Genomic DNA, 23,171 nt, shown 5'->3' on the forward strand with positions numbered 1-23,171 from the left:
AGAGGCGTTCCGGCGTTGACCGGGACCGACCCGACCACGATGAACCCACCGGCGAGCCCGAGGCAACCGCCACATCCCAGCGCCATCTTCCCCACCCACGATGCGCCCGCAGGGCGCTCAAATGCTCAGCCGTCCCAGCGCCGCAGCAGCGCCGCGAGCGCCTGCCCGCCGCCGATGCACAGCGACACGACGCCGAGCTCCAGGTCGCGGCGGGCCAGGTCCTGCGCGGTGCGGAGGGTGAGGATCGCGCCCGTCGCCCCGATCGGGTGGCCTAGCGCGATCGCCCCGCCGTAGGGGTTCGTCCGCTCAGGGTCGAGCTTGGCGTCGCGGATGACGGCGAGCGCCTGGGCGGCGAACGCCTCGTTGAGCTCGACCGTGTCGACGTCGGTGGGCGTCAACCCGTTGCGGTCCAGCAGCTTGCGGATCGCGAGCGTGGGCGCGTAGCCCATGATCTCGGGCTCGAGCGCCGCTGTCGTGACGGACTCGAGCACGGCGAGCGGGGTCAGGCCGCGCTCGCGGGCGACCGACTCACGCGTGACGACGACCGCCGCGGCGCCGTCGTTGATCCCCGAGGCGTTGCCGGCGGTGACCGTGCCGCCCTCCTCGAACACCGGGCGCAGCCGTGCGAGCGTCTCGACGGTGGTGTCCGGGCGCGGGTGCTCGTCGGTGTCGACGGTGAACGGCTTCCGTCCACCCACCTCGACCGGCACGATCTCCTCCGCGAACGCCGCGCGGGCCGCGTCGAGGGCGGCACGGCGCTGGCTCTCGGCGGCGAACTCGTCCTGCTCCTGGCGGTTCACCGCGTACTTCCGCGCGACCGCCTCGGCCGTGCGTCCCATGTGGATGCCGTGGAACGGGTCGGTCAGGAGCGCGATCGTGCCGTCGAGCAGCGCGCGGTTGCCGAGCGCGTACCCGCCGCGCGCCCCGAAGTCGAGGAACGGCTGGCGCGTCATGTTCTCGTCCCCGCCCGCGACGACGAATCGCAGCTCGGGCTCGGTGCGCAGCTGCATCGCGGCCGACCAGACCGCCTGCAGACCGCTGCCGCAGAGCCGGTTCACGGTGTAGGCAGGCACGCCGGTCGAGAGCCCGGCGGCGAGCGAGACGCGGCGGGCGTTATAGGCGTCCGGCCCGGTCTGCCCGACGCAGCCCATGACGACCTCGCCGATCTCGCCGGCGTCGACGCCCGAGCGCGCGAGCGCGCCGCGGACGGCGATCGCTCCGAGCTCGTGCGCCTCGACGGTCCTGTACGCCCCGCCGAAGGAGCCGACCGGCGTGCGCGCGCCGTCGAGCAGGACGATCCGGTCTTCGGCCATGGAGCACTCCTTCGTGAGCATGGTCTGCGTGGCGTCAGCATGGTCTGCGTGGCGTCGAGCGAGGGTCTGCGTCGACGACGAGCTCTGCGCGTCGCGCGTGCCGAGTGTAGGCCGCGAAACCGGCCTGCACAACGGTTCGCGTATACAACGAGGCGATCCAGAGCGTCATCTCGCGGACTACTTCGCAAGCGGTGCCCGATCGATGTATACAAACGCGCCGTCCGAGGCGTACAGTCCCCCACCATGCGCGCCAGCGAACGGGTCCACGCCTCGCTCCGGGAGGACATCCTCGCGTGGCGTCTGGTGCCCGGGACCGTGCTGAGCGAGGTCGAGCAGGCCCAGCGGCTCGGCGTGTCCCGGACGCCGCTGCGCGAGGCGCTCGGCCGGCTCGCCGCGGAGGGCCTCGCCGTGGTCGGCAAGGGCCGCACCCTCGTCGTCTCGGACCTGTCCGCCGACGACATCCGCGCGCTGTTCGAGCTGCGCGAGGCGCTCGAGACGCAGGCCGCCCGCCTGGCCGCGCGCCGTCGTCGGCCCGGAGTGTTCGAGGAGCTGCGGGACCGCTTCGAGGCGGCCCCCGAGCTGCTCACCGCCGACGACCCGGGCCGCACCGAGTACTACCGGCTCGCCGCGAGCCTCGACGCCGCGGTCGACGAGGCGATGGACAGCCCGTACCTGCTCCGCTCGCTCCAGGGCCTGCGCACGCACGCGGTCCGAGCCCGCCGCCTGTCCCGCGACAACCTGGCGCGCCTGGTCAAGGCAGCCGGCGAGCACCGGCTCATCACCGAGGCGATCATCGAGAGCGACGAGACGCTGGCCGCTCAGGCCACCGCCGTCCACCTGCGCGCGAGCCTCGCGACGATCCTCGCCAGCCTGACCGCGCCCGACCACGCGCCGGCAGCCCCTGAGCCCGCCCCTGAGCCAGCACCTCAGCCAGCCCCTCAGCCAGCCCCCCACCCCAACCCCGTAGGAGTCTGACGTGATCACCCACCAGGTCCGCGTGCACCCGAGCGCCGACAACCTCGCCCGCGAGGACCAGCTCGCGTGGAAGATCGCCGAGGTCGCCGCCGACGCCGTCGACGTCGTCCCGGACGTCACGGACATGGTGATCAACCGCGTGATCGACAACGCCGCGGTCGCGACGGCGTCGCTCGTCCGCGCGCCCATCACCGCCGCGCGCGCCCAGGCCCTCGCGCACCCGACCACCCCGCAGTCCACCCAGGCGGGCAAGCAGGGAGCGACGGTGTTCGGCTGCGCGCCGTCCACGCGGGTCAGCCCCGAGTGGGCGGCATGGGCGAACGGCGTCGCCGTCCGCGAGCTCGACTACCACGACACGTTCCTGGCCGCGGAGTACTCGCACCCGGGCGACAACATCCCGCCGATCCTCGCCGTCGCCCAGCACCTGGCCGACGCGCGCGGGCTGACGGGTGCGGAGCTGGTCCGGGGCCTGGCGACCGGGTACGAGATCCAGGTCGACCTGGTCAAGGCGATCAGCCTGCACCAGCACAAGATCGACCACGTCGCGCACCTGGGCCCGTCGGCCGCGGCCGGCATCGGCACGCTGCTGGGGCTGAGCCCCGAGGTGATCTTCCAGGCGATCGGCCAGGCGCTGCACACGACGACGGCGACGCGGCAGTCCCGCAAGGGCGAGATCTCGACGTGGAAGGCGTACGCGCCGGCGTTCGCGGGCAAGCTCGCGATCGAGGCGGTGGACCGGGCGATGCGCGGCCAGACCTCGCCCACCCCGATCTACGAGGGTGAGGACGGCGTCATCGCCTGGATGCTCGACGGCCCGGACGCACGCTACGAGGTGCCGCTTCCGGCGCCGGGCGAGGCCAAGCGCGCGATCCTCGACACGTACACCAAGGAGCACTCGGCCGAGTACCAGGCCCAGGCGCTCATCGACCTCGCGCGCAAGCTCGGCACCGAGCACCCCGAGGTCCGCGACCCCGAGAACGTCGCGGGCATCGTCATCCACACGAGCCACCACACGCACCACGTGATCGGCTCGGGGGCGAACGACCCGCAGAAGTACGACCCGACGGCGTCGCGCGAGACGCTCGACCACTCGATCCCGTACATCGTCGCGGTCGCGCTGCAGGACGGCGCGTGGCACCACGTCGACTCGTACCTGCCCGAGCGCGCCGCCCGCCGCGACACCGTCGCGCTGTGGCAGAAGATCACGACGGCCGAGGACCCGGAGTGGACGCGCCGCTACCACTCGACAGACCCGGCCGAGAAGGCGTTCGGTGGTCGGGTGGAGATCACCCTGACCGACGGCCGCGTGATCGTGGACGAGCTCGCGGTCGCCGACGCGCACCCGCTCGGCGCCCGCCCGTTCGCGCGCGAGCAGTACGTCGCCAAGTTCCGCACCCTCGCCACGGGCGTCCTGGCCGACGACGAGATCGAGCGGTTCCTCGACGTCGCCCAGCGCCTGCCCGAGCTCAAGGCCGACGAGCTCGCGGGCCTGACGGTCGTCGCCCCCGCCGGGCTGCTCGAGCAGGCCGGGAACCCCGAGGGGATCTTCTGATGCTGTACTCCACCACCACCCCGACCGCGAAGCGCGCGGCGTTCCGGGAGCGGCTGCGCAGCGGAGAGCTGCTCCAGCTCCCCGGCGCGTTCAACCCGCTCTCGGCGCGGCTGATCCAGGACAAGGGGTTCGACGGCGTCTACATCTCCGGCGCCGTGCTGTCCGCCGACCTGGGCCTGCCGGACATCGGCCTCACGACGGCGACGGAGGTCGCGGGACGCAGCCAGCAGATCGCCCGGGTCACCGACCTGCCCGCGCTCGTCGACGCGGACACCGGCTTCGGTGAGCCGATGAACGTCGCCCGCACGGTCCAGGCGCTCGAGGACGCCGGCGTCGCGGGCCTGCACATCGAGGACCAGGTCAACCCCAAGCGCTGCGGCCACCTCGACGGCAAGCAGGTGGTCGACGCCGACACCGCGGTCAAGCGGATCCGCGCGGCCGTGGACGCGCGCCGCGACCCGAACCTGCTGATCATGGCGCGCACCGACGTCCGGGGGGTCGAGGGGTTCGACGCCGCCGTGGAGCGGGCCAAGCAGCTCGTCGACGCCGGGGCGGACGCGATCTTCCCCGAGGCCATGAAGGACCTCGGCGAGTTCGAGGCGATGCGCAAGGCCCTGGACGTGCCGGTGCTCGCCAACATGACCGAGTTCGGCAAGAGCGAGCTGTTCACCACGCAGCAGCTGCGCGACGTCGGGATCAACCTCGTCATCTACCCGGTCTCGCTGCTGCGACTGGCGATGGGCGCGGCCGAGCGCGGCCTCGACACGATCCTGCGCGAGGGGTCGCTCACCTCCGAGCTCGACGCGATGCAGCACCGCGCCCGGCTCTACGAGCTCCTCGACTACGAGGGCTACAACCACTTCGACAGCTCGATCTTCACGTACACCTCCAACGCGAACCACTGAGCAGCGCCACCCACTGACAGCGTGAGCAGTCCCGCAAAGGAGCGAGCATGAGCACCGACACCCAGACCCCCGCCCCGTCGTCGGCCGAGCCGGAGATCCGCAAGGGCCTCGCCGGCGTCGTCGTCGACCGCACCGCCATCTCCAAGGTCAACCCGGACACCAACTCGCTGCTCTACCGGGGCTACCCCGTGCAGGAGCTCGCGGCGCGGTGCTCGTTCGAGGAGGTCGCGTACCTGCTGTGGCACGGCGAGCTGCCGACGCCCGAGCAGCTGGCCGAGCTCGAGCGCGCCGAGCGCTCGCAGCGCGCGCTCGACCCGAACGTCAAGGCCGTCATCGACTCCCTGCCCACGACGGCGCACCCCATGGACGTCGTGCGCACCGCGCTGAGCGTCATCGGCGCCAACGACCCGACGACCGAGGACTCGTCGCGCGGGTCCAACCTCGCGAAGTCGGTGCGGCTGCTCGCGCAGATCCCCGCCGTCGTCGCCTACGACCAGCGCCGACGCCGGGGCGAGGACCTCGTGCCCCCGCGCGACGACCTGGACTACTCCGCGAACTTCCTGCACATGACGTTCGGGGAGGTGCCGGCGCCCGTCGTCGTCGACGCGTTCCGGGTGTCGATGGTGCTGTACGCCGAGCACTCGTTCAACGCCTCGACGTTCACGGCACGCGTCATCACCTCGACGCTCTCCGACCTGTACTCGGCGGTCGTCGGAGCGGTCGGCGCGCTCAAGGGTCCGCTGCACGGGGGCGCGAACGAGGCCGTCATGCACGTGTTCGACGAGATCGGCGACGCGTCGAAGGCCGAGAGCTGGCTGGACCAGGCCCTCGCCGAGAAGCGCAAGATCATGGGCTTCGGCCACCGCGTCTACAAGCACGGCGACTCGCGCGTGCCCACCATGAAGGCCGCGCTCGACACCCTCGTCGCGGAGTACGGCCGCAAGGACCTCGCGGACCTCTACGACCGGCTCGAGGCCGCGATGACCGACCGCAAGAACATCCAGCCGAACCTCGACTACCCCTCGGGCCCGGCGTACCACCTCATGGGCTTCGACACCCTGACGTTCACGCCGCTGTTCGTGGCCAGCCGCATCACCGGCTGGACGGCGCACATCATGGAGCAGCTGGAGTCCAACGCCCTCATCCGGCCGCTCAGCCTGTACGACGGACCGGACGAACGTCACCTCTGAGCGCGATGATGCAGGTGTAGGCCTGGGTACCCACCGGATCGACCCACACCGTTCGACGACGACGGAGGACCGACGCATGGCGAAGTACGTCTACCGGTTCAGCGAGGGCAGCAAGGACCAGAAGGACCTGCTGGGGGGCAAGGGGGCGAACCTCGCCGAGATGACGAAGCTCGGGCTGCCCGTGCCGCCCGGCTTCACCATCACGACCGAGGCGTGCCGGGCGTACATGCGCGACGGTCACGTCCCGCCGGAGCTCCGCGTCGAGGTCACGATGGCGGTCCGCGAGATCGAGGACACGATCGGGCGGCGGCTCGGGGACTTCCACGAGCCGCTGCTCGTCTCGGTCCGGTCGGGCGCCAAGTTCTCCATGCCCGGGATGATGGAGACGGTCCTCAACATCGGGCTCAACGACGCCTCGGTGAAGGGGCTCGCCGAGTTCTCGGGCGACGAGCGGTTCGCGTGGGACTCCTACCGCCGGCTCATCCAGATGTTCGGCAAGACGGTGCTCGACATCGACGGCGACCTGTTCGCGGCCGCGCTCGACGCGAAGAAGGCGGAGCGCGGCGCGCGGACGGACGTCGAGCTCTCGGCGGACGACCTCAAGGAGCTCGTCGGGACGTTCAAGCAGATCGTGCGGGACCAGTGCGGGCGCGAGTTCCCGCAGCACCCGCGCGAGCAGCTCGACATGGCGATCGAGGCGGTCTTCGACTCGTGGAACACCGAGCGCGCGCGGCTGTACCGCCGTCGCGAGCGGATCCCCCACGACCTCGGCACCGCCGTCAACGTCGTGACCATGGTGTTCGGCAACCTGGGGGAGACCTCGGGCACCGGCGTGTGCTTCACGCGCGACCCGTCCACCGGCCACTCGGGCCTGTACGGCGACTACCTCTCGAACGCCCAGGGCGAGGACGTCGTCGCCGGCATCCGCAACACCCTGCCGCTCGCCGACCTCGAGCAGCTCGACCCGACGTCGTTCAACGACCTGCGCCAGGCGATGCGCCGGCTCGAGACCCACTACCGCGACCTGTGCGACATCGAGTTCACGATCGAGCGCGGCAAGCTGTGGCTGCTCCAGACCCGGGTGGGCAAGCGGACCGCCGGGGCGGCGTTCCGGGTCGCGACCCAGCTCGTCGACGAGAACCTCATCACGATGGACGAGGCGATCTCGCGCGTCACCGGCGCGCAGCTGAGCCAGCTGCTCTTCCCGCAGTTCGACGCGGACGCGAGGAAGGAGCGGCTCACCAAGGCGATGGCCGCGTCGCCGGGCGCGGCGGTCGGCGAGATCGTGCTCGACAACGCCCAGGCGCTCGCGCGGACGGGGGCAGGGGCGCAGGTCATCCTCGTCCGGCGCGAGACCAACCCCGACGACCTCCAGGGGATGATCGTCGCGGCCGGCGTCCTCACCTCGCGCGGCGGCAAGACGTCGCACGCGGCGGTCGTCGCCCGGGGCATGGGGACGACGGCGGTCGTGGGCGCCGAGGAGGTCGACGTCGACGTCGTCGCGAAGGAGGTCCGCGTCGCGGGGCGCGTGCTTCGGCCCGGGGACGTCATCGCGCTCGACGGCACCACCGGCGAGGTGTTCCTCGGTGACGTCCCGGTCGTGGACTCGCCGGTGATGCTCTACATCTCGGACGGGCTCGAGGCGGGGCTGGCCGCGGCCGAGGACGACGCGACCCGGGAGCTGGTCCACGCCGTCGACCGCGTGCTGACCCACGCCGACGCGGCGCGGCGCATGCGGGTCCGCGCCAACGCCGACAACGCCGACGACGCGCGCCGGGCCCGCGAGCGCGGCGCCGAGGGCATCGGGCTGTGCCGCACCGAGCACCAGTTCCTCGGGGAGCGCCGCCAGTTCATCGAGGACGTCGTGCTGGCCGAGGCCGGCGAGCAGCGGGAGGCGGCGCTCGAGAAGCTGCTCCCGCTCCAGCGCCAGGACTTCGTCGAGCTGCTCGAGGCGATGGACGGGCTCCCGACGACGATCCGGCTGATCGACCCACCGCTGCACGAGTTCCTGCCCGATCTCACCGAGCTCGCGGTCAAGGTCGCGCTCGCGAGGGACAAGGACGCCGTCGACCCGCGCGACGAGACGCTGCTCGCGGCGGTCCAGCGGATGCACGAGCAGAACCCGATGCTGGGTCTGCGCGGCGTCCGGCTCGGGCTCAAGCTGCCCGGGCTGTTCGCGCTGCAGATCCGGGCGATCGCGGAGGCGACCGTCGCGCGTCGGCAGGCCGGCGGCGACCCGCGGCCCGAGATCATGGTGCCGCTGGTCGGTTCGGTGCGGGAGCTGCACCTGGTCCGTATGGAGGCCGAGGAGATCCTCGCCGAGGTCGGCGAGGCGGCCGGCCTGCGGCTCGACCTGCCGATCGGCTGCATGATCGAGCTTCCGCGCGCTGCGCTCACGGCCCGGCGGATCGCGGAGGAGGCCGACTTCTTCTCGTTCGGCACCAACGACCTCACCCAGACCACGTGGGGCTTCTCGCGCGACGACGTCGAGGGCGCCTTCTTCGCGGACTACCTCGAGAACGGCGTGCTGACGATCTCCCCCTTCGAGACCCTCGACGGGGACGGCGTGGGCGCGCTCGTCGTCGCCGGCGTGACCGGGGGGCGGTCCGCCAAGCCGGACCTGCACATGGGTGTCTGCGGCGAGCACGGCGGTGACCCGGAGTCGATCCACTTCTTCCACGACGCCGGGCTGAACTACGTCTCGTGCTCGCCGTTCCGGGTGCCGATCGCTCGGCTCGAGGCGGGCCGGGCCGCGGTGATGCGGGACGAGGTCGGGACCGCGTGAGCGAAGGCGCCCAGGCGCACCCATTCGTCCGCGGCGTCCGGGGCGTCCAGGCCGTCCGGGTCGTCCGGGTCGGCGAGGAGGGCTGGCGTGAGCTCCGCGCGGTCCGGCTGCGTGCGCTCGCGAGCGACCCGGCGGCGTTCGGCTCGACCCTCGCGCGGGAGCAGGCCTACGACGACGCGCTCTGGCGAGAGCGGGCCGCGGCGGGGAGGACGTTTCTCGCCTGGGCGTCCGGCCTGGTCGTCGGCCTCGTCTCCTACTACCCGGAGGAGGACCGTCCCGCCGACGAGCGCCAGCTCGTGTCGATGTGGGTCGCGCCCGAGGCGCGCGGTGCGGGAGTGGCCGCGCTGCTCGTCGAGGCCGTGCGCGCGGCCGCCGCCGCCGACGGCGCGCGCGTCCTGACCCTCTTCGTGGCCGACGGCAACGAGCGCGCGCGCCGCCTGTACGAACGCCTCGGCTTCCGGTCGACGGGCGAGCGCGAGACGCTGCCGTCCGACCCCGAGCGCGGCGAGGAGCGGTACGCGCTCGCGCTGACGTAGCCAGGGCGGTGCACGGGCGGCCGCGGTCGCCTGGAGCACGTACCCTCGCGTCGTGCCGACCCCCGCGAGACCCCGATGACCCGACGCGCGCTGGCCCGTGCGTACTGGTCCGTCAGCCGCTGGAGCCCACGCTCGGAGCCCCTGCCGGACGAAGGGGTGGGCATCCTGATCGGCGCACCCCACACGTCGAACTGGGACTTCGTGCTGATGCTTGCCGTGACGTGGCACGCGGGCGTCTCGGCGAAGTTCCTCGGCAAGCACACCCTGTTCGCGGGGCCGCTGGGGCCGCTGTTCCGGGCGCTCGGCGGCATCCCTGTCGACCGGCAGGAGCCGCGCGGCGTCGTGGACGACGTCGTGGGCCGGGTCCGCGCGAACGAGCGCTTCTTCCTGGTCATCACCCCGGAGGGGACACGCCGCAAGGCAGCGGTCTGGAAGTCGGGGTTCTACCGCATCGCGCGGGAAGCGGGCCTGCCCGTGACCCTCGGCTACGTCGACCGCACGACCATGACGGCGGGGCTCGGGCCGACGCTCCGGCTCACCGGCGACGTCGCGGCGGACATGACCCGCATCCGCGCGTTCTACGCGGACAAGAGCGGCGTCCGGCCCGAGCGGCGCACGGAGCCGACGCTCCGCGAGGAGACCGCGCCCCCTGCCGACGCGTGACGCGTGACGCGTGACCGCGTGACCGCGTGACCGCGAGTCCGCCGGAAATTCCCGCTCAGGCGCAGCGGCCGAGGCGGTTCCCGCCGACCGCCACGCCGGCCAGGTCGAGCACGGCAGGCGCCGAGCCGCGCGCGACGGTCAGCGTCGCGGACGCCGGTCCGGGGCACGTGAGGTCACCGAGGATCGTCGTCCTGCGGACCACGACCGGGCCCGGGACGTCGGCGATCAGCACCGACCCGCCGACCGTGACGGCGTCGCGCTGGTCGGGTGCCCACGCGTGCCGCACGTGCCAGGGGCGAAGCCGCGCGCGATCGCACAGGCCGTCGCCGTAGTCGGCGAACCCCAGCCCCAGGCCTTCGGGCGCCCGCGTGACCGTGAGGTCACCGACGATGTCGGTGCCGCACACCCGCACCTGCCGCGCGCCGTCGGAGGTGACGCGGGCCGCCGTCGACCACTCGACGCTAACGCGCCCGGAGGGGGAGCCGACGCCACCGCTCGGGGTCGAGGCGGAGCTCAGAGCGCTCACGCCGCTCCCGACGCTCCCGCCGGAGCCCACGCGGGTGATCTCGCCGCCGAGGAGCCGCCACGCGCGCGACTGGCCGCCGCGGAGGCTGATCCAGCCCGCGACGGTGGTCTGGCTGATGGTCACGTCGCCCGACGAGGTGACGTTGATCGCGCCGTCGACCCGCGCGTTCTCGACGTAGAGAGATCCCGCGCTCCCGCGCACGCCGCGTCGCAGCGTCGAGCTCACGACCGACACGTCGATCTCGGGGCCGAGCAGGCGCACGTTCCCGTTCACCAGCGACCGTGTCACCGCCGCGCTCGTCGCGTACTGGAGCACGACGTCACCCTGGACGGTGCTGCGGTCCATCCGGAGACTGCCCGCGAGCCCGACGAGAACGGTCCCTGTGACGGTGCTGCGGCTCAGGTCGCAACGAGAACCCGGCGCGACGACGAGGTGGCCCACGATCTCGGCGCGGTTCGACGACCCCAGCTCGCTGCACAGGACCTCGTGGCCGAAGCCCCGGACGCCGCCGCCGATCCTGCCCGGGTTCCCGTCGTGGTCGGCGACGGCCGACGTCGGCGCGGCAAGGACCAGCACGGAGGCGCAGACGAGCGCCACCGTTCCCCGCGCCGTCGGGCGCCGGGGGCGGAGCCGTCGCCCAGGTCCCACCATGGAGGCTCCCGCGCCAGAACTTCCTTCGAGGCTCCCACCACGCTCGCGACCTGTCTACGGACGTGTCGTGCGCTGAGGGGTGCGCTCAGCCGAGGAGGCCGACGACGTACCCGACGAGCATCAGCGCCACGAGCACCGTGATCCCGATGACGACGCCGTAGACGAGCTTGTTGGTGCGTTGCGACGGGAGGCCGGGCTGGCGGAACGACACGCCCGACGTGCTCGCCTCACCGGGCGGCGTGTCACCGGGCCGCACGGAACCGCCTGCCTCGAGACCGGGGGTCGTCTCGGGGTCCGGGTCGGGGTTGACGTGCGGGTCCGAGGTCGTCATCCCGCCACGCTAACGGCGGCGTCCGGTGGTGCAACCGGGGAGCGGGGTGCAACCGGGGCGCGGGGTGCAACCGGGGAGCGCGCGGTGCCCGAGCGGCGAGGATGCCGACATGGTGCGCGAGGAGAGCGACGGTGAACGTGCGGGGGACGTGGCGGACGTGACGGGTCCGCCCGGGGTCGGGCCGATCCTCACGATCGGGCACTCGACCCGGCCGATCGAGGAGCTGGTCGGGTTGCTGCGCGACAACGAGGTGACCCAGCTCATCGACATCCGCACGGTGCCCCGCTCGCGCCACAACCCGCAGTTCGGCACCGACGTGCTGGTGCAGACGGTGCCCGCCCTGTCCGGCGGGGCGGTCGGGTACAGGCACGTCGCGGCGCTGGGCGGGCTACGGAAGGCGACCGGCGAGCCGACCAACGCCGGGTGGCGCAACGCGTCGTTCCGCGGCTACGCCGACTACATGCAGACGGAGGCCTTCGCCGCGGCGGTCGAGGCGCTCGAGGCGCTCGCGGCGTCGGAGCGGCCCGCGATCATGTGCGCCGAGGCCGTGCCCTGGCGGTGCCACCGCTCGCTGGTCGCCGACGCACTGCTGGTCCGCGGCGTCGACGTCCGGCACATCATGGGCCCCGGCACGACGAGCCCCGCGACGCTGACGCGGTTCGCGCGGGTGGAGGGCACCCGCGTCACGTACCCGTCCGACGACGCCGCGGAGGGGTAGGCGTCACTCAGCCCTGCCCGACCGACCTACCCCTGCTCGACCGACCCTGCTCGACCGACCCTGCTCGACCGACCCTGCTCGACCGACCCTGCTCGACCTACCCCTGCTCGATGGACTCACGCAGGGTGTCGAGCATGTCGCGCCACATGCCGCTCGCGTGCTCCGCGGCCTGGGGCGTCTCGTTGTTGTCCTGGGTCAGCGACAGCCGGGTGCCTGCGGGCACTGGGGGTACTGCGGGTACTGCGTCGAGCGTGAACGTCAGCCGGTGGTAGCTCTCGGGAACGTCGGGGGCACCGCTCAGCGGGCTGTAGTGCGAGTAGCGGAGCCGGCGCGGGGGGTCGACGGCGAGGATCGTGCCCGTGTCCTCGAACGGCTTGCCCTCCCAGCGCCCGCGGAACAGGATCGGGCTCCCGGCCGTCCAGTCCGTGACGATGTCCGAGCCGAACATGTACTGCGCGTCCGGCGCGACCAGCGCATCCCACACCTCCTGCGGAGGCGCCGCGATCACGACGCTCGCGGTCGCGACGTGGCCTTCGGGCTCGCTCATGGCACTCCCTCGTGTGAACCTTCGACAGCTCAGCATTCAGCCTTGGACCCCGAGCAGCTCGGCGTACCGGCCGCTGTAGAGATCGGCCCCCTTGAGTCTGCGCGTCTCCTCGGGCCCGAGCACGCGTCGCACCCCCTCCTCGTCGAGGAGCTGCGAGGCGCCGCCGTCGGTCCCGAGCGGCAGGATGACGAGCTCGGGGGCCGGTGTGTAGGTCGCCGTCGGGTCGCGGCCCTCGATCAGGGCTCGGATGTTCGCCGCGACGACCCCCGCGTGCGCCTGTGCGGACGCGGCGCGCTTGGTCTCGGGGACGTCGGTGATGTCGCCGACCGCGAACACCGTCTCGAACCCCTCGACGTTGAGCCGGGGCGTGACGGAGACCTCGCCGCTCCACCGGCGCGCACGGGCGAGCGGGCCGTCGAGGTAGTCGGTCAGCGGGCGGTTGCCGTAGCAGCGGAACCACAGCTGCGCGTCGACCCGGGCGCCCGCGGTCGTCTCGACGGTGAACGGCTCGAACAGACCCACGTCCCGGGGGGGCAGGTAGCCGAGCGGGGCGCCGAGCTCGAAGACGACGCCGCGCTCCTCGAGCTGGGCCCGGACCGACGAGCGGAGCTCGGGCAGGTAGTCGCCGGTCGTGAGGACGTCGTGCGCCTGGTCGACGATCGTGATGCCGAGGCGCGGGAAGGCCGAGAGCAGCTCCCCGGCGAGCTCGAGGCCCACCGGGCCGGCGCCGACGAGGAGAACGCGGTCGCACGCGGCGAGCGCCTCGCGCAGCCGGACGAGCCGCGCCTGGGCCACCCAGGTGTCGGTCTCGATGAACTTCGCCGGGAACGGGTAGGCCGTGCCGGTGGCGAGCACGAGGTAGTCGGCCGGGATGCTGCGGCTGCCCCAGTCGGTGCCGGTCGCATGCGGGGGTGCGCCGGCGGCAGCCGCGAACCGCACCTCGTGCGGCGTGACGGACTGGGCGGTCGCCTGCACCACGCGTCCGCGGCGCAGCAGCCGGTCGTACGGGAGGAACACCCGGCTCTCCCAGTCGGGGTCGACGACGGCGCGCAGCGCCCCCACCGCGTGCACGAACGCGTCGCGCGGCTCGACCAGGGTGACGTCCGCGACGTCGTCCAGCTCCTTGGCGACGGTCGCGCCGCCGTACCCCCCACCGACGACGACGACCCGCGGTTCCCTGCTCGTCTGCTCGCTGCTGTGCTCCCTGCTGCGCTGCTCGCTGCTGCTCTGCTCCGCCATGTCACCCATGGTGGTGCAGCGCGCGCACGGAAGCGGGGACTTCGGGACCATGCACGGCTACCCGGACCTTGCCCGACGAGCCGAGTGCTCTCAGCGCGCGTCCAGACCCCCCGGTTCGGGCGCGGCCGCAGGCGCCGGGGTCGCGGCGCGCGGGCGGACCGCGTCGAACGACGACGGGATCAGCAGGGCCGAGACCAGTCCGCCTGCCAGCAGGAGCGCGGCGCTGATCAGCATCGCCGTCCGGTTCGCCGGCTCGAGCCTCGCGGGGTCGACGAGGCTGGCCCCCACCCCGGAGGCCAGCGGCAGCACCGCGATCGCCATGAGCCCGGCCGCACGTGCCACGGCGTTGTTGACGCCGCTCGCCACACCGACGTGCCGGTCCTCGGCCGAGGCGAGGGCGGTCGCCGTCAGCGGCGCGACCAGGAGGCAGAGGCCGAGCCCGAAGAGCACGACGCCGGGCAGCACATCGGTCACGTAGCGCGTCTCGGCGTCGATCCCGGCGAGCAGCACGGTCCCCGCCGCGCACACGACGGGGCCGACCGCCATCGGGATCGTTGGCCCGATGCGCTGCCCGAGCGCGCCGCCGCGCGCCGACAGCAGGAGCATGAGCACGGTCACGGGCATGGGCGCGAGCCCGGCCGCGAGCGGCGACCACCCCGCCACGACCTGCAGGGTGACGACGAGGAAGAAGAAGACGCCGCCGATCGCGCCGTAGATCAGGAAGGTCGCGAGGTTCGTCGCGCTCAGAGCACGCGACCGGAAGAGGTGCAGGGGGAGCATCGGGTGCCGCGAGTAGCGCTCGACCAGCACGAACCCGACCATCGCCGCGACGCCACCGGCGAGCGCGCCGACCACGAGGGGGTCGGAGGCGCCGCGCTCGGGCCAGGCGATGAAGCCGTAGGTGACCGCTCCGAGCCCGAGCGCCCCCAGCGCCGCGCCGGCGAGATCGACGTGCGGGGCGGCGTCGGCGTCGAACGACTCCGGAACGTGACGGGCGGCCGCGGCGACGACCAGGGCCGCGAGGGGAAGGTTGATGAGGAACACGGTTCGCCAGCTCGCGACCTCGACCAGCCACCCGCCGAGGAACGGGCCCGCGGCGCCCGCGAACCCGCCGAGTCCCGACCAGGCGCCGATCGCGCGGGCGCGGTCGTCCGGGTGGAAGGCCGACTGGATGATCGCGAGCGAGCCCGGGGTGAGCAGCGCCCCCCCGATGCCTTGGAGCGCGCGCGCCGCGATGAGCACCTCGACGTTCGGCGCGAGGCCGCACACGGCGGAGGCGACCGCGAACCACAGGACCCCGACGACGAACAGCCGCCGCCGGCCGAACCGGTCACCGAGCGAGCCGGCGACGAGGATGAACGCGGCGAGCGGCAGCAGGTAGCCGTTGACGGTCCACTGCAGGGCGGCGGCGTCGGCGTCGAGCTCCCTGCCGATCTGCGGCAGCGCGATGTTGACGACGGTCCCGTCGATGAACGCGATGCCGGAGCCGAGGACGGTGGCGAACAGGACCCACCGGCCGGCCGGCTCGCCGTACCGGACGAGCGTCATGGAGACAGTGTGCTCCCGGGTGGGGTCGGCAGAGCCGCCGGTTGCTGCACCGTCGCACGGGTGCGAGCGTGGCGTCTGTCTACCCGCACTGTCCCGCCCGTCCCCCGTCCCCCGTCCCGCTCGTCGTCGCCCCCGTCACCCGTCCTCGCCTTGGAGGTCCGCACGTGATCGCACACACCGTCGACGCCGTGGTCGTCGGGGCGGGGCCGAACGGCCTCGTGGCTGCGAACGCCCTGGTCGACGCCGGGTGGGACGTGCTCGTGCTCGAGGCGCAGGACGTCGTCGGCGGGGCGGTGCGGAGCGCGGAGGTGACGTCGCCCGGGTTCAGCACCGACCTGTTCAGCGCGTTCTACCCGTTGGCTGCGGCGTCGCCGCTGATCCGCGGCCTGGACCTGCACCAGCACGGGCTGACGTGGGTGCGCGCGCCCGACGTGCTCGCGCACGCCCTCGACGACGGGCGCGCGGCACTGCTGGCGAGCCGGGCCGAGGACACGGCCGCGAACCTCGACGAGTTCGCCGCGGGCGACGGCGCCGCGTGGCTGGACATGGTGGCGTCGTGGCGGCGGCTGCGGGACCCGTTGCTCGACGCCCTCTTCACGCCCTTCCCGCCGGTGGTCTCGGTCGCGCGGCTGCTGCGTCGGACGCGCGTCGCGGGCGCCGTCGACCTCGCCCGGCTCGCGGTGCTGCCGGTTCGCCGGTTGTCGCACGAGCACTTCCGGGGCGACGGCGGGGGGCTCCTGCTGACCGGGAACGCGATGCACGCGGACATCCCCCCCGACGCGGCGGGCAGCGGCGTGTTCGGGTGGCTGCTCGCGATGCTCGGGCAGGACGTGGGGTTCCCCGTGCCGCAGGGCGGGGCCGGGCGGCTCGCCGCGGCGCTCGCGGCCCGCATCGGGGCCGGCGGCGGGGAGGTCGAGACCGGGATGCGGGTCCGGTCGATCGAGGTGGTCGGAGGACGGGCGGTCGGGGTCCGGACGCAGGACGGCCAGCTCGTCCGCGCTCGACGCGGGGTCCTCGCGGACGTGACGGCGCCGGCGCTCTACCGCGACCTGCTCGGTGACGAGCACGTGCCGCCCCGGGTGCGTCGCGATCTCGACCGGTTCCAGTGGGACCACCCGACGTTCAAGGTGAACTGGGCGCTCGACCGGCCGGTGCCGTGGACGGCGCCGGCGGCGCGCGGCGCGGGGACGGTCCACCTGGGGGTGGACCTCGACGGGTTCGTCGACGGTGCGGCCGACCTCTCGGTCGGGCGCACGCCTGAGCGACCGTTCCTCCTGTTCGGCCAGATGACGACGACCGACCCGACTCGGTCGCCCGCGGGCACCGAGTCGGCCTGGGCCTACACGCACGTGCCGCACGGGATCGAGTGGACCCCGGACATCGTCCGTGACGAGGTCAGACGGGTCGAGGCCGCGATCGAGCGCGTCGCGCCGGGGTTCCGGGACACGGTGCTCTCGCGGTTCGTGCAGAGCCCCGCCGATCTGGAGGCGGCCGACGAGAACCTGGTCGGGGGAGCGGTCAACGGGGGGACCTCCGCGATCCATCAGGAGCTGTTCTTCCGTCCCACGCCGGGGCTCGGGCGCCCGGAGACGCCGATCCCCGGCCTGTTCCTGGCCAGCGCCTCGGCGCATCCGGGCGGCGGGGTGCACGGAGCGTGCGGGTGGAATGCGGCACGGGCGGCGATCGGCGCGGCCGGACGCACGGGAGCGCTCCGACGTGCGCTGGCGCGGACGGCGTGGGAGCGGGTGCTCGGACGCGAGTGATCCGTCGCTCGCACATGCCACGGTGCCCAGTCATTGTCGGAGGGGTTGGCCGTGGCGGTCGGTGAAGTCCCACCCGCCGCCGTCCGGTCTCCACCGGATCTCGGTTCCTTGTTCGTGGACGCGTTCGTGGTGGTGCCAGCACAGCAGGACGCCGGTGGTGGCGTCGGTGCTGCCGTGGTCGCGGGCCCAGTGCTCGGTGTGGTGGGCCTCGCAGCGCCGTGGTGGGGCGTGGCAGGTGGGGTACTGGCAGTGCTGGTCGCGAGCGACGATCGCGCGGCGCAGGTGCCCGGTGTAGGTGCGTCGGGTCCGGCCGACATCCAGCAGCTGGGAGTCGGGGCCGAAGACGATGCGGGTGAGCTCGCTGTCGCACAGCAGCTTGTCCAGCACCGCGCGAGGGACGGGTTGACCGTCCTCGAACACCGCCGGCGCGGGCCGCGCCGCGGGCCGCGGACGGCGTGGTCCGTCGGGTGAGGCCAGCCCGACCAGGGTCGGATAGTCGACGAGCACGCTCAGGTGTGGGCGGACGGCCGCCCCCGAGCCGACGAGGCCCTCGTCGAGGGTGATCCGGGCCAGGTCGTGCAGCGCGGCGGCCCGGCGCTGACTCGCGGTGCGGGTGTCGTCCGCTGCCGGAACGCCCGTCGCGGCGTCGAGCGCCACGAGGAGCGCCTGGCCGTGCTCGGTCGTCAGGAACCCGCTGACGTGGCACCCGCCGGTCGTGTGCGCGACGTCGAAGAACTCGCGCTCGAGGGCATCGCGGTACCCGCGCTCGTCGGCGTCGGGGTCGGCCGCCGCAGCCCACCGCCGAGCGAGGGTCCGCGTCCGGTCGGGACCCAGCATCCGCGCCTGCTCCAGGAGGAAGGTCTCGTTGCACGGCTGAGCGGCGTCGGCGAGGAGCTCGCGTCGGGCGGGGCTGGTCGCCGCGACCGTCGTGAGGATCTCTGCGACCTCGACGGAGACTCGGCCGGCGCCGCCACGCACGACGGCGGCCGAGGTCGCCACGAGCTCGTCCCGCAGCGCGCGGCCGAGCCGCGACATCCGCTTGGCGCGTGCGTGGCCCACCCCGGCGCGGCGCGCGAGCCACGCCGGGAAGGTCCGGGCGCCCGTGGTGGCCCACAGGCCGTCGGCCTCGATGACAGGAAGGATGCGCACCGCCACCGCGGCGAGGCGGTCCGCGAGCTCGTGCACGGCGTCGAACACCTCGATCGCCTGCGTGCCCGTCAGGTCGCGGGCGTCGAGGTTCGCGAGCGCATCGACCGCGGCGTGGATCGCCGCGAGATGGGCATCGGTGGCGGTGTGCGCATCGAGCGCGGGCCCACCCGGGTCCGGGGGCGAACCGGACGAGCCGTCGGCGCCGACCGCCATCTCCCACCCCGAATCTCTCGTCGCAGCGCGCTGTTCGCGTCCGGGAAAGACTCTAGAGATCGCCACTGACATTGCCAGAAGCCGCCGGCGAATCGTCACGGCGGCGTCGAGCAATGGCCCGAGGAACCGTCATGCGCATGATTTCTGTGGATCCTTCCGCGCATTCATTGACTGTGGATGCGTCAGCGCCGGCGGGCAGTTGTCACCCTTGACGCGCGCCGGTCCGCCGCGGGAGCCCTCGCCGGGTGCCCCACCGCTCCGACCCCCACCGCCCCGACCCCCACCGCCCCGACCCCCACCGCCCCGACCCCGCGACCACGACCCCCACCGCCCCGACACCGACCCCGCGCAGCCAGTGCCGCCCCCACTGCCCGTGCACGGCGTCGCCCGCGGGGAGGGGCCCGAACACGTTGCCCGTCGTCGGCTCCGTCGGCGTCCGGGAGAGTCCGGCGCGCGACATGATCGGCCCGACCAGCCAGTCGAACACCGCCGGGAGGTACCGGAACCCGAACGCCTCGAACCGGTTCGCCAGCCCGACCGACACCTCGCGACGCGGCCGGTCGAGCGTCCGCACGATCGCCCGCGCGACCGTCTCGGGCCGGTCCACGGGCGGCGGCGGCCGCCCGACCCGTCCCGCGAAGTTCGCGGCCTGGGAGTAGATGGGCGTGTCGACGCCGCCGGGGTAGACCATGCTCACGTCCACGCCGCGCACGTGCCGCACCTCGGCCTGCAGAGTCCGGGCGAGCCCGTGCACCGCCCACTTGCTGACCACGTACGGGCTCATCCACGGCGTCGCGATCCGGCCGAGCAGCGAGCCGATCACGACCAGGTGCCCACCCCGGCGTCGTCGTCCCGCCTCGTCCGCCGCCTTGAAGTACCGCAGCGCGGCCCGTGCGACGTTCGCGGTACCCAGCAGGTTCACGGCCATGACCTGGTCGAACACCTCGCCGGGGATCTCCTCGAAGTGCCCGTACGCCACGACGGCCGGCGCATGGACGACGGCGTCGATGCGGCCCACCCGCTCGCGGGTCACCTCGAACAGGCGCTCGACCGACTCGCGCACGGCGACGTCCACAGGCACCACGACGACGCGCGCCTCGCCCCGGGCGGGGAGCGCCGCACGGCACTCCCGCGCGACGTCGGCCAGCGCGCCGGCCGAGCGGGACGCGAGCACCACCGTGTCCCCGCGCCGCGCGAGCAGGTGCGCGGTCGCGCGACCGATCCCGCTCGAGGCGCCCACGACGACGACGACGCGGCTTGCCCGGCGTCGTCGCATCGGCCTCTCCCAGCGTCAGTCCCGGCCCAGTCCCGGCGTCAGTCGACCGGGCACGCGCCCGGTCCGATCGATGCTCGCACCGGGTGCCGGTCACCGCGACCGGGTCGCCGAGCGCAGTCCGGTGGCGTACCAGCGCGCGGGGTAACGGCGCGCGGGGTAACGGCGCGCGGGGTACCGGCGGGCGGGGTACCGGCGCGCGGGCCACTGGCGCGCGTGGGGTGCAGGCTCGACCGTTGTCGTGACGCAGAGGCGGGCGTACGTTGGAAGGTCGTTGACCATCCTTGGGGGGGTCGTGCGATGCGTCGTCCACTCGTCGCGGGTCTCGCCGCGCTAACCGCGCTGCTGCTGCCGGGCCTCACCCCGGCGTCGGGCACGGAGCAGGCAGCCGCGCTGCCCGGCGCCGCTGCCCTCCCCGCTGCCCTCCCCGCCGCCCTCCCCGCCGCCCTCCCCGCTGCCCTCCCCGCCGCCTTCCCCGCTGCACAGTCCGCTCCCGGTGGCGACGACCTCATCCCCCTCCCGCGCGAGGTCGACCTGTCCGGCGAGCGGTTGCGCGTGCTGCCGCGCGCGACCGTCGTCGCCGACCGCGGGGTCGACGAGCGCGTCGTCGCCGAGGCCGAGGCGGTCCTGCGCGACCTCGGCGTGCGGATCGTGCGTCACACGACCCAGGACGAGCGGCGCACCACCTCGAAGCTCACGCTGTACGTCTCGGACGAACCGTCGTCGGAGGTCTCGGACCGGCTCGACGCGCTCGGGGCCGCCGCGCCCGACACGCTGCCGGCCGAGGGCTACGTGCTGGCGGCGGGGTCGCAGCGGGCGCGGGACGTCGTCGTGGTCGCGGGGCGCGATGCCGCGGGTGCGTTCTACGGCCTCCAGACCCTGCGCCAGCTCGCGGAGCCGGCGCGCACCGGGAACCGGGTCGTGGTGCCGGCCGGGACGATCCGCGACTGGCCCGAGCAGGGACTGCGCGGCGTGATCGAGGGGTTCTACGGCGAGCCGTGGTCGCACGACGACCGGCTCGCGGTGATCGACTTCCTGGGCGACCTCAAGGGCAACAGCTACGTGTACGCGCCCAAGGACGACCCGTTCCACCTCGCGCAGTGGCGCGAACCGTACCCGCCTGAGCGGCTCGCGCAGCTCGCCGAGCTGGTCGACGCCGCGCAGGACGAGCTCGTGTCGTTCGTGTTCACGATCTCGCCCGGGCAGGACATCTGCTACTCCGACCCCGCGGACCGCACGGCGCTCGTCGAGAAGATCGACTCGCTGTGGGACCTCGGCGTGCGCCAGTTCGGCATCTTCTTCGACGACATCGACCTCGAGCTCGACTGCGCGGCCGACCTCGAGGCCTACGGCGACTCGGACAGCCCGTCCGCGTCCGCGCAGGCGTCGCTGCTGACGGCCGTGTCCGACCAGCTCGCGGTGCGCCCCGGCGCGCGGCCGCTCCTGACCGTGCCGACCGAGTACTCCGGCCTCGCGACGACGAGCTACACCACGGTCTTCGCGGCGGAGGTGCCTCGCGGCGTCGTCGTCTACTGGACGGGGCCCGACGTCGTCTCCGACACCATCACCGACGAGGCGGCGGCCGACGCGGCAGCGCTGTGGGACCACCCGCTGGCGATCTGGGACAACTACCCGGTCAACGACTTCGCGCCCGCGCGGCTCTTCATGGGCCCGCTGATCGGGCGCGACGCCGGGCTGGACGACGTCGGGGTGGTCGGGCTGTCGGCCAACCCGATGAACCAGGCGTGGGCGTCGCAGGTGCCGCTCGCCACGGTGCTCGACTTCCTGTGGAACGACGACGCGTACGAGCCGGAGCGGTCCTGGGACCGCGCGATCCGGTACGTCGCCGGCGCCTCCGGCCCGAACGGCGGCCGGGTGGCCGACCGGCAGGCGGACGCGGCCGCCGACGCGCTGCGCGTGTTCGCCGAGATGACGTACGGCAGCGACATCGGGCACCCCGAGAACCCGTGGCTGACCGAGCGGGTCGCCGCCTTCCAGGCCGAGTGGGACGCCGGAGAGGTCGACGGGACCGCCGACGAGCTGCTCGCGTACTTCGAGCGGATGGCCGCCGTGCCCTCCGATCTCGAGGCGGCGGCCGAGCGCGGTGACGAACTGAGCGGCGACGGGCTCAGCCCCGCGTTCGTTGAGGACGTCGCGCCGTGGATCGCGAAGGTCGGCGCCCTCGGCGAGGCCGGCGCCGCGGCGGTGCGGTCGCTCCTCGCGGACCGGACCGGCGGTGACGACGGCGGCGAGGAGGGCGAGGACGCCGAGACCACCGCCTGGACGGAGCGGCAGGCGATGGAGGCAGCGGCGGCGCGCGCCGGGGCGATCGCCGTCGACGTCGCGGGCGGGCTCGTGGCCGGCTTCCTCGACTGGGCCCGCAGCGCGAGCACGCTCGTCGAGCTGACCGCGCCGCCGCCCGGCGAGTACGAGGTCGGCGCCGACCTCACGCTGACCGCCGACGTGCGGTCGGGCACGGTCGCGGTCGCCGACGTGACGTTCTACGCGGGCGTCACGCCGCTCGGGACCGACGCCGAGGCGCCCTACGAGGCGGCCTGGACCGATGTGCCGGAGGGTGCGTACAGCCTGTACGCCGTGGCGCGGGACGCGACGGGCACCGGGGTGGCGTCCGGCGTCGTGCGGGTGACGGTGGGCGACCCCGCGCCTGTGCTGCTCGTGGTCGGCGGGCTCGACATCGGCGGTGCGGACCAGGCGGGTGACGAGGCCGCACGCGACCGGATCGAGTTCCTCGGGTACCCCGTCGAGACGGTGGTCGCGGCCGAGTCGACGACCGAGGACGCCACGGGCAAGGCCGCCGTCGTGATCAGCGAGTCGGTGAGCTCGGGCGACGTCGCCGCGAAGTTCACGGACGTCCCGGTGCCCGTGGGTTCGTGGGAGCACTTCGTGTACGACGACATGGCCCTGGCCGACGCGCCGAACCTCGAGTTCCGCGCGACGTCGGTCGAGGTCGTCGCCCCGGCGAGCCCGCTCGCGGCCGGGCAGTCCGGCGTCGTGCCCGTGTACCAGCGCGAGGGCATCACCGGCTTCGGGACGCCGTCGTCGGCTGCCGAGGTCGTGGCGGTGGTGCCGGGCCGGGCTGCGGGGCAGCCGGCGCTCGCGACGGTCTTCGCGTACGACGCCGGGGACGCCCTGGTCGACGGCGTCGCCGCCCCCGCGCGGCGCCTCGGGCTGCCGTACGTGGACGACGCCGTGGCCGTGCTCACGCCCGCGGGCCAGGCGATGTTCGACGCGGCGATCGTGTGGCTGGTGGAGGGGGGCTGATCGGCGGCGGGC

Annotated in this window: 18 protein-coding genes; 10 read left to right on the plus strand and 8 right to left on the minus strand. The window is 73.7% G+C overall.

The window, feature by feature from the left end:
* Window positions 1–125: 125 nt before the first annotated feature.
* On the minus strand, window positions 126–1,313 hold the full coding sequence (locus HIR71_RS06985; protein ID WP_169324351.1) for a thiolase family protein: 1,188 nt from the start codon (window positions 1,311–1,313) through the stop codon (window positions 126–128).
* 243 nt (window positions 1,314–1,556) lie between these two features.
* Between HIR71_RS06985 and HIR71_RS06990 the strand changes: the two genes are divergently transcribed.
* The 7 genes from HIR71_RS06990 (at window position 1,557) to HIR71_RS07020 (ending at window position 9,919) form a co-directional block, all read left to right on the plus strand.
* Entirely contained in the window at window positions 1,557–2,288 is a 732-nt protein-coding gene (locus HIR71_RS06990) for a GntR family transcriptional regulator (protein ID WP_169324352.1), read from the plus strand.
* Between the two features lies 1 nt (window position 2,289).
* Entirely contained in the window at window positions 2,290–3,840 is a 1,551-nt protein-coding gene (locus HIR71_RS06995) for an MmgE/PrpD family protein (RefSeq protein ID WP_169324353.1), read from the plus strand.
* Window positions 3,840–4,745 carry a methylisocitrate lyase gene (gene prpB, locus HIR71_RS07000; protein WP_169324354.1) on the plus strand — a complete coding sequence of 302 codons (906 nt, stop codon included), beginning with the start codon at window positions 3,840–3,842 and terminating at the stop codon, window positions 4,743–4,745. The genes HIR71_RS06995 and prpB overlap by 1 nt, the downstream gene beginning before the upstream one ends.
* A 47-nt stretch (window positions 4,746–4,792) precedes the next feature.
* On the plus strand, window positions 4,793–5,935 hold the full coding sequence (locus HIR71_RS07005) for a bifunctional 2-methylcitrate synthase/citrate synthase (RefSeq protein WP_169324355.1): 1,143 nt from the start codon (window positions 4,793–4,795) through the stop codon (window positions 5,933–5,935).
* A gap of 76 nt (window positions 5,936–6,011) precedes the next feature.
* Complete coding sequence (gene ppdK, locus HIR71_RS07010; RefSeq protein WP_169324356.1) at window positions 6,012–8,720, plus strand: pyruvate, phosphate dikinase; 2,709 nt, start codon at window positions 6,012–6,014, stop codon at window positions 8,718–8,720.
* Complete coding sequence (locus tag HIR71_RS07015; protein WP_169324357.1) at window positions 8,717–9,256, plus strand: GNAT family N-acetyltransferase; 540 nt, start codon at window positions 8,717–8,719, stop codon at window positions 9,254–9,256. The genes ppdK and HIR71_RS07015 overlap by 4 nt, the downstream gene beginning before the upstream one ends.
* A gap of 75 nt (window positions 9,257–9,331) precedes the next feature.
* Complete coding sequence (locus HIR71_RS07020; RefSeq protein WP_169324358.1) at window positions 9,332–9,919, plus strand: 1-acyl-sn-glycerol-3-phosphate acyltransferase; 588 nt, start codon at window positions 9,332–9,334, stop codon at window positions 9,917–9,919.
* A gap of 55 nt (window positions 9,920–9,974) precedes the next feature.
* Here HIR71_RS07020 and HIR71_RS07025 read toward each other — a convergent pair whose 3' ends face one another.
* The gene (locus tag HIR71_RS07025) at window positions 9,975–11,021 is read right to left on the minus strand and encodes a hypothetical protein (protein WP_169324359.1); all 1,047 of its coding nucleotides are present in this window, start codon (window positions 11,019–11,021) and stop codon (window positions 9,975–9,977) included.
* 160 nt (window positions 11,022–11,181) lie between these two features.
* The gene (locus tag HIR71_RS07030) at window positions 11,182–11,427 is read right to left on the minus strand and encodes a DUF6480 family protein (RefSeq protein WP_169324360.1); all 246 of its coding nucleotides are present in this window, start codon (window positions 11,425–11,427) and stop codon (window positions 11,182–11,184) included.
* Between the two features lie 109 nt (window positions 11,428–11,536).
* Between HIR71_RS07030 and HIR71_RS07035 the strand changes: the two genes are divergently transcribed.
* Window positions 11,537–12,145, plus strand: coding sequence for a DUF488 domain-containing protein (locus HIR71_RS07035; protein WP_169324361.1), 609 nt, complete (start codon window positions 11,537–11,539; stop codon window positions 12,143–12,145).
* Between the two features lie 97 nt (window positions 12,146–12,242).
* On the opposite strand, the gene HIR71_RS07040 is transcribed toward HIR71_RS07035, so the two are convergent.
* From HIR71_RS07040 to HIR71_RS07050, 3 genes are all read right to left on the minus strand, one after another.
* The gene (locus HIR71_RS07040) at window positions 12,243–12,692 is read right to left on the minus strand and encodes an SRPBCC domain-containing protein (RefSeq protein WP_169324362.1); all 450 of its coding nucleotides are present in this window, start codon (window positions 12,690–12,692) and stop codon (window positions 12,243–12,245) included.
* Between the two features lie 36 nt (window positions 12,693–12,728).
* Window positions 12,729–13,931, minus strand: coding sequence for an FAD-dependent oxidoreductase (locus HIR71_RS07045; protein WP_169324363.1), 1,203 nt, complete (start codon window positions 13,929–13,931; stop codon window positions 12,729–12,731).
* A 90-nt stretch (window positions 13,932–14,021) separates the two neighbouring features.
* The gene (locus HIR71_RS07050; protein ID WP_169324364.1) at window positions 14,022–15,479 is read right to left on the minus strand and encodes an MFS transporter; all 1,458 of its coding nucleotides are present in this window, start codon (window positions 15,477–15,479) and stop codon (window positions 14,022–14,024) included.
* A gap of 164 nt (window positions 15,480–15,643) precedes the next feature.
* On the opposite strand from HIR71_RS07050, the gene HIR71_RS07055 reads away from it, so the two are divergent.
* A complete protein-coding gene (locus HIR71_RS07055; RefSeq protein ID WP_311836152.1) occupies window positions 15,644–17,242 on the plus strand; it encodes a phytoene desaturase family protein in 1,599 nt (532 codons plus the stop codon).
* A 30-nt stretch (window positions 17,243–17,272) separates the two neighbouring features.
* Here HIR71_RS07055 and HIR71_RS07060 read toward each other — a convergent pair whose 3' ends face one another.
* Window positions 17,273–18,604, minus strand: coding sequence for an HNH endonuclease signature motif containing protein (locus HIR71_RS07060; protein ID WP_169324365.1), 1,332 nt, complete (start codon window positions 18,602–18,604; stop codon window positions 17,273–17,275).
* A 202-nt stretch (window positions 18,605–18,806) separates the two neighbouring features.
* Window positions 18,807–19,880: an SDR family NAD(P)-dependent oxidoreductase gene (locus HIR71_RS07065; protein ID WP_169324366.1), complete on the minus strand. Its 1,074-nt coding sequence runs from the start codon at window positions 19,878–19,880 to the stop codon at window positions 18,807–18,809.
* A gap of 297 nt (window positions 19,881–20,177) precedes the next feature.
* Here HIR71_RS07065 and HIR71_RS07070 point away from each other — a divergent pair, with 297 nt between their 5' ends.
* Window positions 20,178–23,159, plus strand: coding sequence for a beta-N-acetylglucosaminidase domain-containing protein (locus HIR71_RS07070; protein ID WP_169324367.1), 2,982 nt, complete (start codon window positions 20,178–20,180; stop codon window positions 23,157–23,159).
* Window positions 23,160–23,171 lie beyond the last annotated feature (12 nt).

This window comes from Cellulomonas fimi, assembly GCF_012952065.1.
GTDB classification, from domain to species: Bacteria; Actinomycetota; Actinomycetes; order Actinomycetales; family Cellulomonadaceae; genus Pengzhenrongella; species Pengzhenrongella fimi_A.